Source organism: Thalassobacterium sedimentorum (genome assembly GCF_031127905.1).
GTDB lineage: Bacteria > Verrucomicrobiota > Verrucomicrobiia > Opitutales > Coraliomargaritaceae > Thalassobacterium > Thalassobacterium sedimentorum.
The window spans coordinates 1-13597 of record NZ_JARXIC010000020.1; the positions used below are offsets into that span (position 1 = coordinate 1).

At 54.3% G+C, this 13597-nt stretch carries 9 protein-coding genes; 5 read left to right on the top strand and 4 right to left on the bottom strand.

Annotated elements, in window-relative coordinates; all coding sequences use genetic code 11:
• Nucleotides 1-101: 101 nt before the first annotated feature.
• Both QEH59_RS12050 and QEH59_RS12055 read right to left on the bottom strand, forming a co-directional pair.
• Entirely contained in the window at nt 102-779 is a 678-nt protein-coding gene (locus QEH59_RS12050) for a rhomboid family protein (protein WP_308985627.1), read from the bottom strand.
• 239 nt (nt 780-1018) lie between these two features.
• The gene (locus QEH59_RS12055; protein WP_308985628.1) at nt 1019-3037 is read right to left on the bottom strand and encodes a VIT and vWA domain-containing protein; all 2019 of its coding nucleotides are present in this window, start codon (nt 3035-3037) and stop codon (nt 1019-1021) included.
• A 155-nt stretch (nt 3038-3192) separates the two neighbouring features.
• On the opposite strand from QEH59_RS12055, the gene QEH59_RS12060 reads away from it, so the two are divergent.
• Entirely contained in the window at nt 3193-4686 is a 1494-nt protein-coding gene (locus tag QEH59_RS12060) for a sigma-54-dependent transcriptional regulator (protein WP_308985629.1), read from the top strand.
• 19 nt (nt 4687-4705) lie between these two features.
• Here the strand turns inward: QEH59_RS12060 and QEH59_RS12065 are convergent, their stop codons facing one another.
• Nucleotides 4706-6466, bottom strand: a complete 1761-nt coding sequence (locus QEH59_RS12065) for an NADPH-dependent assimilatory sulfite reductase hemoprotein subunit (protein ID WP_308985630.1) — start codon at nt 6464-6466, stop codon at nt 4706-4708.
• Between the two features lie 197 nt (nt 6467-6663).
• Here QEH59_RS12065 and QEH59_RS12070 point away from each other — a divergent pair, with 197 nt between their 5' ends.
• The gene (locus QEH59_RS12070; RefSeq protein WP_308985631.1) at nt 6664-8496 is read left to right on the top strand and encodes an assimilatory sulfite reductase (NADPH) flavoprotein subunit; all 1833 of its coding nucleotides are present in this window, start codon (nt 6664-6666) and stop codon (nt 8494-8496) included.
• A gap of 524 nt (nt 8497-9020) precedes the next feature.
• Here QEH59_RS12070 and msrB read toward each other — a convergent pair.
• A complete protein-coding gene (gene msrB, locus QEH59_RS12075; RefSeq protein WP_308985632.1) occupies nt 9021-9635 on the bottom strand; it encodes a peptide-methionine (R)-S-oxide reductase MsrB in 615 nt (204 codons plus the stop codon).
• Nucleotides 9636-9887: 252 nt separating this feature from the next.
• On the opposite strand from msrB, the gene QEH59_RS12080 reads away from it, so the two are divergent.
• The 3 genes from QEH59_RS12080 to QEH59_RS12090 all read left to right on the top strand — a co-directional run bounded on the left by QEH59_RS12080 (nt 9888) and on the right by QEH59_RS12090 (nt 13594).
• Nucleotides 9888-11090 (top strand): saccharopine dehydrogenase family protein, encoded by a 1203-nt coding sequence (locus QEH59_RS12080; RefSeq protein WP_308985633.1) that lies wholly within the window; start codon nt 9888-9890, stop codon nt 11088-11090.
• 223 nt (nt 11091-11313) lie between these two features.
• Complete coding sequence (locus QEH59_RS12085; protein ID WP_308985634.1) at nt 11314-12273, top strand: aspartate carbamoyltransferase catalytic subunit; 960 nt, start codon at nt 11314-11316, stop codon at nt 12271-12273.
• A gap of 25 nt (nt 12274-12298) precedes the next feature.
• Nucleotides 12299-13594 (top strand): dihydroorotase, encoded by a 1296-nt coding sequence (locus QEH59_RS12090; RefSeq protein WP_308985635.1) that lies wholly within the window; start codon nt 12299-12301, stop codon nt 13592-13594.
• Nucleotides 13595-13597: the final 3 nt, after the last annotated feature.

Here is a 13597-nt window from a genome sequence, read left to right on the forward strand (position 1 = left end):
AAAGTACTTCGTACGTTCAAGTACTTTTTATCAAAAATTGCATTTATTTTACAACAAAGTCACAACAACCTTGAATTCAACTAATTATGTAAGCGAAAATATCACACACAACCGAAGCGCGAACCACCCAGAGCCCTATTCCATAGCAATAGAGCCCGACGATACGCCCCAAAACTACATTTCATCCACCAACTAGACAAGGCCCAGAGGCACCCGGCAAGGAAGCCAAGCAAATGTGCAAGTGGCAAGGGCACCACGCCGACACCGAGGTCACTCACGAACAGTGTGGTGCCGCTGAGCAGCTCAAAGAAAACTTTGCCCAAAAAACCGAGCAAAGGCAGCCAAGCAAAGAACATCCGCTGCCAGCGGTCACCTATGCGGCAGAGCCCGCAACAGACGCGAGCATAGAGCATACTATCCAAGGCAGACAGGCCGCGATACTCTGTGAGCGCAGGATCCAAATAGAACAATAAAATCGAAAGCAAGGGAGCGACCAATAAGAGCCAAGCCCACAAGCACCACCTCTCTTCGCGCCACAATAGCAAAGCCAGGAAGGCAAACATCACCGCGTCCCAAAGAAAATGATCATAGGTAAAATGCAGTAAATGCCCCGTCCACAATTGATACCATGCGCCAGCAGTGAAGCTCTCTGATGTCAGACGCAAGCCGTCTGCATCTTGTAGAAAGAAGAACGCCAAGGCGGGAATCAAGAGACAGAGAACCCACCCCAAAGCGTCACTTTTTCGAGCGAATAGAGAGAGTGTTGGATGCTTTTTCATACAGATAAAAAGACGTTAAAACCGTAGCGCGCAGTCGGACGGTATTAAATATTTCGAAGTCCATCATTTAAATAAGTTCAATGGATTGGCGTCCTACCTAAGACAGACACTTGTCTGCCTCTACCACCTGCCCATTGCTGACAGGCGGGGCGGCTGTCCTACAATCTCCAACAAAACGCTCTCCCCGCCGAAGGCACCCGCAAGGAGAGAATCTCCCTGCGGGCACGTTAGAACTAAACTCAGCGACGACGCAGTAAGGCGCCGGCTCCGAGGAATACGATAATCCCAATCACCTCCAAACCCATGGCCCCGCCACCGCCTCCACCGCCGCCGATGCGTGGAGCGGGCATTTTAAACATGGGTTGCTTGCTATCGACACGCGTCGAACTCACACTGGTTTGGCGCTGTGATTGTGCGACTCGCTCGCGTTCAATACGCTCTTGATTGGTACGCTCGATACCATGGCGTTGAAAGCCCTCTTCAGCCATCACGATCATCGAAGTCTCGTCAGTCACCAATTGATAGGCCACCCCGAGGTCGCGAATGCTCTCTTTGGACTCCTGCCCGGAAACTTTTCCGATGCTTTGTAGCAATTCGATTTGCTCAATCCGGCTCATGGCCCACAGACGTTCGAGTTCAGGATACTCGACGCTCTGCTCCGAAAACTGAATGCGGGTTTGGTAATCCAAATCGCCAGTGGTTTTTCGAGCTTGCAAGCGCAACTCAGCCTCACCGCCTTGTGCGTAACGACCAAAGGTGACGAGTTGCTGTCCGCGAAATACTTTGCCGCTAAAGTCCTTAGTAAGTTCGCTGGTACGGACACCGTCGATCTTGACGTCGACATCCAGCAAGGACTCATAAGCGATCTTTTCTTTAGCGACCAGGACCTTACCCACGATGTCATCGGCATTGGAAACGCTGGAATAGAATCCATCGGAGGCATCGCATATAGCACGCATCAATGGCCAGTTAGCACTATTGCCCATTAAGAATCCGAATAGACGCACATCATGTTGTTTGAGCAAGGCATGGAAATCCGCAGGATCCAGCGAGCCTTGATTCGTCACGGCATCGGTAATCAAAACCACATTGGTCGGACGGTCGTCATCAATTTGCTGCAAGCCAAGACGCAGGCCATCATACAGATTGGTACTGCCGCCGGCAGTTAGCCCAGACACTTGTTGAATCAGGCCAGCGGCATTGTCCGGTGAAAGCGTCACCCAATCAAGTGTGAGTTTACGTGCCTTGTCCGAGAACGTAACGACGTGCACACGGTCTTCAGGACGCAATTTACCGAGCGCTTTTTCCACGCCAGAAGTGAGCGTGGCCATTTTTCCATTCATACTGCCCGAGAGGTCGAGAATGAATAAATAGTCCGTGCCTTGGGTGATCGGCTGTAGATCCACACCGGGGGTCAGCGTCAACATGAAGTAACCTGGTTCGGCTTCGCTGGGCTTGTAACTGAGCAAATCCACGCGACCTGGCAGGTCTTGAGCCAAACGATAATATACCACTAGATCCTGATTCAGCGTGCCACCCGCACTGTCGAAGCGCCAGGTATAGTGATTCGAGTCTTCTTGCACAGGAGTGCCGGGAAAGCCTTTGACGCGCAAGTCATCCAGCGGATAGCTGGAACGCACCGAGACCTCGGCCGAAAAGGAGCGTGCCACGCGCTCGTTACGCGTCCAAAACGATTCACTCTCTTCATCGGTGCCGCCCTCCTCGATCGGATAGACATAGCGCCCGACCCCAAGATCGATTTTCAAGGGTTGGTAATAAACCACCTCGATGCGCGTCTCCACTCCCGGGCGGATGGGAAAGACGCGAAACTCATAGCGTTGATAGCTTTCCTTCGAGCCCATGCCGACATCGTTGCCCTGAGCCTTTTCTTCCTGGTAGATCCGCTCGGCCTCAGCGCGCGGGATCACTTCGCCCTCCAGCACAGTCTCGCCCGAGTGAATCGTGATCTCCGAAAGGCTGGCCGACTCTGGCACCGGAAAGGCGTAAATCGCTTCCACCTCGTGCGGATTCGGATTACTAAAAGTCTGCTGGATCAAGGTTCGCGCAAAGCCATCCGTGATGCGCACATCGACATGGTGATCCTGAATTTCGACAGCTTGGTCCGTCGAACTAACGGGTGTCAAAATGCCAGCAGCTTGAGAATTAGAAACAGCTAAGAGGCTAGAGATCGCGCAAAGCAATCCGGTAAATAGCCCTCGGCTGGTGAATGTGGTCTGTATTCGTGTTTTGTTTTTCATAACAAAACATTACTTAACAGCTACTATGCCAACAAAACCAACAAACACACAAGCCATTCAACTACAATAAGTTAAGGAATTAGAAAATATAAAAACATAAATCCCTGCAAATATTAGTTACATTTAATGCATTTACCTATTACATTTAATGTAATATGAATAAGCAGCAGATTGAATATGTGCTCACTGAAGTGCGCAAACTCACTTTTGAAAATCCCTTCGGACACGAGCGTGCTGAAAGAGAAAGCCGAATGCTGCAAAAACTCGGATCACACACAGGCGCGACCCACCCACTCAAACGCGCCTCATCAAATTTTCGACAGTTATTGCCCTGGATATGCAAGACAGAAGCGGCACTGTTAAAGCGGCTCAAATCACATGCACTGGAGGAACAATGGAAGGATCACGCATCCTGCTTAGCCTTTTTCGCGCTCTACCATGAAGTCGCCAATGATCTGGACCTACTCATCTCTGCGCCCGATGAGGACAACCGGCAAAACCGGCAACTTTATTCAAAAATCCAACAAGGCGTGGCCGCGCGCCATCGCCTGATCGAGGGCATGACGGATCGCATCTGGAATCAGCCGGACCATTTATTCGCCTGCTTTTATCAATTGCGGCGCGCCTTCCACTACATTCACAGTGAGATCATCGGAGATAGCACCCCTATCCGCCGTCTACGGATGCAAGTATGGGAAAGCGTCTTCACTAAAGACATGATGAGCTATCAGCAATGGATGTATCATGCCGTCGGTCGCTTCCCCACCCTGATTCTCGGCCCCTCCGGCTCGGGCAAGGAAATTGTGGCGCGAGCAATCGGTCTGTCGCGCTTCATCCCTTACGATATCAAAGCAGGCCGGTTTGAGGCGACTGCCCAGACCAGCTTTCACCCAGTCAACCTTTCGGCACTCTCGGAAACACTGATCGAGTCAGAACTATTCGGACACCGCAAAGGCGCCTTCACCGGAGCCAACCAGGATCGCGCGGGCCTCTTCGCTTCGGCCGGAAATTATGGCACAATCTTCCTCGACGAGATCGGCGACGTTAGCCACTCGACTCAGGTCAAGCTCCTGCGTCTCTTACAGTCGGGCGAATACCAAGCCGTGGGCGACAATCAGACACAACACTACTCGGGTAAAATACTCGCCGCGACACACAAGGATCTACATGCCGAGATGCAGGCTGGCCGCTTCCGCGAAGACTTCTTTTACCGCCTCTGCGGCGATCAGGTGCAAACCGTCGCTCTGCGCGAAATCCTCCAAGATCGCCCCGAGGAACTGGACAACTCCGTGCACTACATCTGTCGCAAATTATTTGGCGCCGCAGGCGCCGAGGCACTCAGCCCACGCATCGTCAGCAGCCTGCAAAGCCAAGTGCCAGTCGATTACGACTGGCCCGGTAACTTCCGCGAGCTCGAGCAAGCGGTGCGCAACATCGTGGTCCGCAACGAATATCAAGCAGTCAGGCACCCGCTATCGCAGAGCCCCACACAGCAAATCAGCCAAGCCTATCAGCGCAGCAGTATGACCATGGCCGAATGGATGCAGGCCTATGCGAAGCAGGCCTACCAACAGCTCGGCAGCTACAAACAAGCCGCCGAGCGGCTAGAAGTCGACCAGCGCACAATCAAGAAATGGGTGGACTCATGAGACCACAATAGCGAACTAACTATGCCTCCGCGCCGATGTTGGCGTGGAAGTTGTTGCCGGCAGTGGTCGCTTGAACATAACCCTTGCGGATGGTGAAGTCGCCGAAGCGTTCGCCCTCTTCGCGCTCTTTGGCGTATGCAAGTAGGATCGGCTTGAGCTCATCGATGATCTGCTCGTGGGTGACGGATGTGCGGTAGAGCTTGTTTAAACGCTCACCGTCAAAGCCGGCACCTAGGTAGAGATTGTATTTACCAGGCACCTTGCCCACGAGGCCGATCTCACCCAAATACGGGCGACCACAACCATTGGGGCAACCTGTGGAGCGAATCACGATCTCGTCATTTTGCAGACCCGCTTCTTCGAGAATCACTTCCAAGTCGGAAACCAGTGTCGGCAAATAACGCTCCGACTCTGCCAGCGCGAGACCGCAAGTAGGCAGCGCCACACAGGCAATCTGACTGCGACGCATGCCGGACGCGCTCTTGTAGCCGTCCAGACCGTATTGCTCGACCATCGCATCGATGGTCGCCTTGTCTTCGGCCGCGACGTTACTGATGATCAAATTCTGATTGGCAGTCAGGCGGAACTCGCCCTTGTGCACTTTAGCGATCTCCAGCAAGCCGGTCTTAAGTGGCTTATCTGCGAGGTCGACGACACGCCCACCTTCGATGAAGAGACCGAGGTGCCATTTGCCATCCGCACCTTCAGTCCAACCATAGCGGTCGCAATTACTGACAAATTTGTATTCGCGAGCCTCTTCCAGCTTATAGCCGAGACGGTTTTCCAACTCTTCGCGAATCCACTCCTTACCGAGGCGCTCCACGGTGTATTTGAAACGGGCGTTGGCGCGGTCTTCGCGGTTACCATGGTCGCGCTGAATCGTGACGATCTTTTCGGCCACAGCGACAACTTGCTCCGGTGTGCAGAAAGCGATGACTTCACCCAAGCGCGGGAAAGTCTTTTCGTTACCATGAGTCATGCCCATGCCACCACCGACGCTGACGTTGAAACCGAGCAGTTTGCCATCTTCAACAATCGCGATGAACCCGAGGCAATGCGCAAAGACGTCGACGTCATTGTATGGAGGAATCGCGATCGCGATCTTAAATTTACGCGGCAAATAAGTCGGCCCATAAAGTGGCTCAACCTCATCGCCCTTGCAGTCCTGCGAGCGCTCCGCTGCCTGCGGCACAGTCAGCTGGATCGGCTTACCGTCCAACCACATTTCAGAAAATGCAGGTGTCTGCGGCTTCAAATGCGCATCCACCTCGAGCGCCACTTGCTGCACCGCCGCATGCACTTCGGAAGCAAAAGGGTTGGGATTGCACATTACGTTGCGATTCACATCACCACAGGCGGCCAAGGTCGTCATCGCCACCTCGTTGCAAGAATTGATCACATTCTTGAGGTTCCCCTTCAAGATGCCGTGCAATTGAAAAGCCTGACGCGTGGTGATCTTAAGCGTGTTAAAAGCGCAATAATTCGCCAGGTCATCCATCACGATCCACTGTTCGGGCGTGCACACGCCACCCGGCAAGCAAATACGAGCAAGAAAGGAGTAGGCTTTATCCAGCTTATGCTTACGGCGATTCGCGCGCACATCGCGGTCGTCCTGCTGATAAATACCATGGAACTTGGAAACCTGCTGGTCATCAGCAGAAATGGAGCCCGTGGATACATCGGCCAGACCTTCAAGGATCGTGCCACGCAGATAGTTACTGCGAGTCTTGATACCCTCATTTTTGTGGAGTTGCGGAGCTGATTGGCTGTCAGAAATCATAATAAACCTCTTAGTAAGTGTCTCCCGTTCAGTGTTGCAAACGTAGAAACACCGCCAGGGAAAAAGAAATCTACTCGTAAACTGATTCTTTTCTTAGGTTTGTCACTCAAAAACCTAAGAAAAGACCGAAAAAGCAGAAAAAGTCTAGCATTTCGGTCGATGCGTGGTTTCATACCAGCTTTTCAAAAAGCAGAAATATGAGCACCACCGATCCAGTCGTTCCGCAAACAGCGCCGCTTGCCCCTGAGCAAGTCGCCTCGTTGAACAGCCTCCTCAAGGGCCTCCAAGCCGACCAGTTACTCTGGATAGAGGGCTTCATCAGCGGCCTACGCGCCGGAAGTGGCAGCGCGACGCCTGCCACAGTAGCACCGGCTGCGGCCCCCGTAGCCACACCAGAACTGACCGTGCTCTATGGCACCGAGTCCGGCAACTCCGAGAGCTTGGCCGATCTGACTGTGAAAGCAGCCAAGGCAGCAGGCTTCAAATCCAAAGCGGTCAACATGGCCGACCTCAAGCTCGGCAAGCTCAAAGACATTCAAAACTTGCTCGTCATTGTGAGCACCTGGGGCGAGGGCGATCCCCCCGAAACAGCAGCCGATTTCTACGAAGCATTCATGAGCGATAAAGCGCCCAAGCTCGCCGACACCCGCTTCTCGGTAATGGGCCTCGGCGACACCAGCTACGAGGACTTTTGCAAAATGGGCAAAGACTTCGACGCGCGCCTGGAAGCACTGGGCGGCAAGCGAATCGCAGACCGCGTCGACGCTGATGTGGACTACGACGACGACTTCGCCAAATGGCACAAAGCGGCGCTAAAAGCGCTTAAAGCCGCCGCACAACCGGCCGCCGCCCCAGCCAGCGCCCCAGCCAGCGCCCCAGCACCGGCAGCCCAGCCGGCCGCCCCGATCAAATACTCTCGCAAGAACCCCTTCCCTGCCGAGCTCAACGAACGCGTGATGCTCAACGGCGAAGGTTCGGCCAAGGAAACCATCCACCTCGAATTCAGCCTGGAAGGTTCCGGCCTCGAATACCAGGCTGGCGACGCACTCGCCGTGGTTCCCCACAATGCGGAAGATGTGGTCGAGGACTTCATCCAGACCGCAAAACTTGACGCCGAGGGCCCCGTCCTAATTAAGGAGCGCGAATTCACACTGCGCGAAGCACTCACCAGTCAGCTGGACATCACTTCCCTCTCGATGCCCGTCATCAAGCGCTACAACGAGATCGCCAAGGACCCGAAGCTTGCCGAGCTACTAGATCCCAGCAACAAGGCAGAGCTACAGAGCTACATTTACGGCCGCGAGATCATCGATCTCTTACACGAGTTTCCTGCCAAGGAAATCAGCGCCGATGCCCTGGTCGGCATCATGCGCAAGCTACCACCCCGCCTCTACTCGATCGCATCCAGCCCCAAGGCACACCCGGGCGAAGTGCACCTGACTGTCGGCGTGGTGCGTTACGATGCCCACGGCCGCAACCGCAAGGGCGTCTGCTCCACCTACTTGGCGGAACGGATCGCTGAGGGCGAAAAGGCCGACGTCTTCGTCACCCCCAACAAGCACTTCAAGGTGCCCGCCGACAATGACCTGCCGATGATCATGGTTGGCCCCGGCACTGGCATCGCTCCCTTCCGCGCCTTCATCGAAGAGCGCAAGGAACTCGGCGCCAAGGGCGACAACTGGCTCTTCTTCGGCGATCAACACTACTTGACCGACTTCCTATATCAGACCGAGTGGCAGGACTACCTCGCCGACGGCATTTTGACTAAGCTCGACCTGGCCTTCTCACGCGACCAAAAGGAAAAAGTCTACGTGCAAGACCGCATGCGCGAGAACAGCAAAGAGCTCTACGCTTGGCTGGAAAAAGGCGCTTACTTCTACGTCTGCGGCGATGCCAGCCGCATGGCGACCGACGTCGACGTTGCGCTGCACGACATCCTCCAACAAGAAGGTGGCCTCAGCGAAGACGATGCCAAGGCCTACGTCAAAAAGCTTAAAGACGACAAGCGCTACCTACGCGACGTCTACTAGTCAAACAGTCCGAAGTTTTCAGCAAGCTCCTCCTCCCAGGGGAGCTTGCTTGTGTACAAAGCCGACAAAAATGCCCTAGACCGACTCATCACACAGGCGCTCGACCAGCGGATAAAATGCCCTTCGCTTATACCATTTCTAAGAATATTTGAACCGGTATCGCAGCACCGTCTCTGTGCGTATTCAGGTTCTGTTGGCGATTTGTCTCGAACGTTTGATGCTCTCCGAGACAGGCCGAATGGCTCTCCTGCAAGAGGCACTCAGAGAGTTCGTTATATGGTAGGGCTGTTTTGCCAAAACTGCCATTCGCCATGTGGGATCGCCTGGCGGTGACCATTTATACGGGTCAAAGTTATCATCTGCAAGACGGCGCTTTCGGCGAAAGCTCCCTACCCATGCTTCAATCAAGACTCAAAATCTCCTTAAATGTGGTCCGATACAGAGCTGCGCTACCGGTTAATTCCTAATGGATCAAACTATTCTAGAATTGGTATCTCACGCCACGTTCAATGACACACACGCGACTACTCGTGATACCACGCTTCAACCAGCGCTTTCACCGCTTCGGGTGACTCCGCCGCCTCAAAGCTCAGCGAGGCCGAATTGATGCAGTAACGCAGTCCGGTCGGCTTGGGCCCATCGGGAAAAACGTGCCCCTGATGCGAGCCACAGACGTTGCAGTGCACTTCGACACGCACCATCCCGTAGCTCATGTCGCGTGTCTCCCCCAGAGTGCGCTCATCGATCGGACGCACAAAACTCGGCCAGCCCGTGCCGGAGTCAAACTTATCGGTGCTACTGAACAGCGGCGTATCGCAGCCGATGCAACGGTAGAGCCCGGTTTGCTTATTGGAATTGTAGGGATTTTGAAAAGGACGCTCCGTCCCCTGCTCACGCGCGACATGATACTGCAGATCCGTCAGGCGCTCCCGCCACTCTGCCTCCGTGCGTTGCACCGGATACTCACCCCTGGTCAAATCCACATGCGAAGGTAGGCCGCAGGCCGACGCGCATTCGTTGACATTCACATCAGTCGTTGCGGGAGGAGTATTATGATCAGGCATAGCAAAAGAAAAGAGTGCACCGGCCAACAAGAGAAGAAGGACCACAGGGCCGACACTGCGGAATTTAAGATTCATATTCATAAAACCTAAGAGCCCCCAAACTAGCCAGTATTCCCACGAATGCAAATCACGAAGCCAGCGTAAGACAGGCGCCCCGCCTGTCCCCAATAAAGCGCCACGCCTGTCACCAATAAAGCGCCCCGCCTGTCACCCAGAGAGTCCCCCGCCTCTCACCCAACAAAGGCGCCCAACAGTCCCCCCAGACAAGTGTCCATCCCATGCGAAATAAACTTGAAGAATACGCAGCACTAAGACTTATGTACGCGCATGTCTAAAGTTATTATCATCGGTGCCGGGGGTGTAGGTAATGTAGTTGCGCAAAAATGCGCCCAACTCACAGATATTTTCACCGAAATCGTGCTCGCTTCGCGCACAGTCTCTAAATGCGATGCCATCGCAGCCGATGTGCTCGCCAAGACGGGCGTCACCATTCGCACCGCCGCCATCGATGCCGACAACGTCGCCGAGACCACCACTTTCCTCCAGGCCGAAAAGCCAGAGCTACTAATCAATGTCGCGCTGCCCTATCAAGACCTGACACTCATGGACGCCTGCCTTGCAGCTGGCGTGCACTACATGGACACCGCCAACTACGAGCCCTTGGACGAAGCCAAGTTCGAATACAAATGGCAATGGGCCTACCAGGACCGTTTCAAAGAAGCAGGGCTCACCGCCCTACTCGGCTCCGGCTTCGATCCCGGCGTGACCAATGTCTTCTGCGCCTACGCACAAAAGCACCTCTTCGACGAGATCGAGACCATCGACATCCTCGACGCCAACGCCGGCGACCACGGCTACCACTTTGCCACCAACTTCAACCCCGAGATCAACATCCGCGAGATCACCGCCAACGGCCGCTACTGGGAAGAAGGCGAGTGGAAGGAAGTCGAGCCCATGAGCGTGCACCAGGTCTACGACTTCCCCGTCGTCGGCGAACAAGATGCCTACCTGCTCTACCACGAAGAGATGGAATCGCTGTGCCAGAACATTAAGGGCCTCAAGCGCATTCGTTTCTGGATGACTTTCTCACAAAAGTACCTCACCCACCTACGGGTGTTGGAAAACGTCGGCATGACCTCGATCGAGCCAATTGATTTCCAAGGCCAGCAGATCAAGCCCATCGAATTCCTCAAAGCCGTGCTGCCCGACCCAGCCAGCCTCGGCCCCCGCACCAAGGGCAAGACCTGCATCGGTTGCGACATCGTCGGCATCAAAGACGGCCAAAAGAAGCGCGTCTTCATTTACAACACCTGCGATCACCAAGAGTGCTACCAAGAGGTATCCAGCCAAGCAATCAGCTACACCACCGGCGTGCCTGCGATGATCGGCGCACAAATGATCTTAAAAGGCCTATGGCAAGAGCCCGGCGTTTGGAACATGGAGCAGCGCGATCCCGATCCCTTCATGGAAGAGCTCAACCTGCGCGGCCTCCCCTGGCAGGTGATTGATCTGCCCTTACAGGAGGAATAATCAATTCACTATTAAATTTAGAACGAGCCCTTCATCGCGATACAGCGACGAAGGGCTCTTGCGCATTTACGAACCACGAACGCTCCTCTACTGTATCTCGCCGTAGCATCGCAACGGCTCCCGGTCGTCCTCAGTAACGAAAAGCCAGAATACAACCGATTTCTCGTTGCCCTTTCACGATCGCGGGGCACATTTCCGAGCTCGGAGCCTATAATTATAACTCATGAGCCAAAGCCTATCCTGGAACCGAAAAGATCTGATCGATGTGGAGCCCCTCTCCCGCGCTGAGATTGAAACGATTTTTACCGCCGCAACCGCCTTCAAAAAAGCGATGGACGCGGATAATATGAAGCAGCCCTATCTCAACGGGCGCACGGTGGTGAACCTCTTCCTAGAGCCCAGCACCCGCACGCGACTCGCCTTCGAAGTCGCCGCAAGTCGACTGAGCGCCGACACCATCACCGTGACGGGGGCCGCAAGTAGCTTGACTAAAGGTGAAACGCTCCGCGACACCGCACGTAATATGGAAGCGCTCAAGGCCGACATCATTATTATGCGCCACTCCGCATCAGGCGCGCCCAACTATTTAAGTAAAGTCGTCGACATCCCAGTGATCAACGCAGGCGATGGCTCCCACGCCCACCCCACTCAAGCATTACTCGACTCTTTCACACTACTCGAAAAGTTCGGCTCTCTCGACGGCAAGAAAATCACAATCTTAGGCGATATTTTGTTTAGCCGAGTGGCACGCTCAAATATCATTTGCCTGCAAAAGTTAGGTGCCCACGTCACGATCGCAGGGCCCAGCACACTCGTACCAAAAGCATTTGAGGGCATGGGCGTCACAGTCAGTCACAAGTTACAGCCTGCCTTGGAGGATGCAGATGCGGTAATGCTACTACGCATTCAGCACGAACGCCAGACCGCCACCCACTTTCCATCCATCGGTGAGTACACCAGCTCTTTCGGGCTCAATAAAGACCGCGCCAAATGGCTAAAATCTGGCGCGATCATCATGCACCCCGGACCGATTAATCGCGGCGTCGAGATCGACTCTGAGCTGGCCGACTCCTCTCAATCTGTAATTTTGCAACAGGTCACCAACGGCATCGTGGTACGCATGGCGATTCTACACCTCTGCTCCTGCGCCTATCACAAACAAGCCATCGAGTTGCCTAACTAGGGACTGAAAGAATCAATACTTTACAATGACAAACATTCTTTGGATACAAAATGGTCGCGTCATCGACCCGGCCAACCAACGCGACGCCGCAGGTGATGTCTTTGCCGTCGATGGTAAAATCGTCGCCAGCCTCAACGAAGCGCAACAGGCTGAAGCGACCGTGATCGACGCCAAAGGCCTGGTCGTGGCCCCCGGACTCGTCGACATTCATGTACATTTCCGCGATCCCGGACAAACGCATAAAGAAGACATCCGCAGCGGCAGCAAAGCGGCAGCAGCGGGTGGTTTCACTTCAGTAGTTTGCATGCCCAACACCAGCCCGGTCTGCGATAACGCCGGCACAATTCAGCGCATCATGGATAAAGTCGCCCGCGAGGCGGTGGTCCGGGTATATCCAACAGGTTGCTTAACGGTCGGCATGCAGGGCGAGCAATTAGCTCCAACTGGACAACTCAAAAAAGCCGGTGTCGTCGCCATGACTGACGATGGGCAGTGCGTGCAAAGTAATGAGATCATGCGCCGTGCGGTCGAATATGCCAAAATGTTTGACCTCCCAATCATGGACCACTGCCAGGATGCCAGCTTGACTGAAGGTGCCATGATGAACGAAGGCGAATGGTCACTGCGTCTTGGCCTACAAGGTTGGCCCAAAGCCGCTGAAGATATCATCGTGGCGCGCAATGTCATTCTCGCAGAGCTGACTGGCACCCACATTCACATGCAGCACATTAGCTCGGCCAGTTCTGTCGACATCCTGCGGCGCGCCATCCATCGCGGGGTCTCCGTGAGTGGCGAAGTCAGCCCTCACCACATCGAATTTACAGATGCAGACCTGCACGACTACGACACCGTGTTTAAGATGAATCCACCGCTTCGTACGGATGCAGACCGCGAAGCGCTCATCGAAGGTCTGATCGATGGCACACTCTGCTGTATCGCCACCGATCACGCCCCCCACTCCCCGACCGAAAAGGATCAAGAGTTCGATTACGCGCCCTTCGGAGTCATCGGCCTGGAAAACTCACTCGCAAGCTGCTTGACCACACTCTACCACAGTAAACGTCTCGGCCTGAGCGAAGTGATTGCGCTAATGACACATAAAGGCGCAGAACTTTGCAAACTCAATGCCGGCACGCTCAGTATCGGTGCTCCCGCAGACATCTGCCTCTTCGATCCCGATGAGAGCTGGACGGTCGATGCGAATCAATTTTTCAGCAAATCACGCAACTGCCCATGGCATGGCAAAAGCTTAAAAGGCGTGGTCAAAGCAACCTACGTAGGAGGCCAACAGGTTTTCGACGGCACCTCGATCACTATTTAAACG

Bases quoted from the DNA above. Each gene is read 5' to 3' on its own strand.
- QEH59_RS12070 (WP_308985631.1), top strand. From the start codon at position 6,664: ATGAGCACCACCGATCCAGTCGTTCCGCAAACAGCGCCGCTTGCCCCT.
- QEH59_RS12050 (WP_308985627.1), bottom strand. From the start codon at position 779: ATGAAAAAGCATCCAACACTCTCTCTATTCGCTCGAAAAAGTGACGCT.
- msrB (WP_308985632.1), bottom strand. From the start codon at position 9,635: ATGAATCTTAAATTCCGCAGTGTCGGCCCTGTGGTCCTTCTTCTCTTG.
- QEH59_RS12090 (WP_308985635.1), top strand. From the start codon at position 12,299: ATGACAAACATTCTTTGGATACAAAATGGTCGCGTCATCGACCCGGCC.
- QEH59_RS12085 (WP_308985634.1), top strand. From the start codon at position 11,314: ATGAGCCAAAGCCTATCCTGGAACCGAAAAGATCTGATCGATGTGGAG.
- QEH59_RS12060 (WP_308985629.1), top strand. From the start codon at position 3,193: ATGAATAAGCAGCAGATTGAATATGTGCTCACTGAAGTGCGCAAACTC.
- QEH59_RS12080 (WP_308985633.1), top strand. From the start codon at position 9,888: ATGTCTAAAGTTATTATCATCGGTGCCGGGGGTGTAGGTAATGTAGTT.
- QEH59_RS12055 (WP_308985628.1), bottom strand. From the start codon at position 3,037: ATGAAAAACAAAACACGAATACAGACCACATTCACCAGCCGAGGGCTA.
- QEH59_RS12065 (WP_308985630.1), bottom strand. From the start codon at position 6,466: ATGATTTCTGACAGCCAATCAGCTCCGCAACTCCACAAAAATGAGGGT.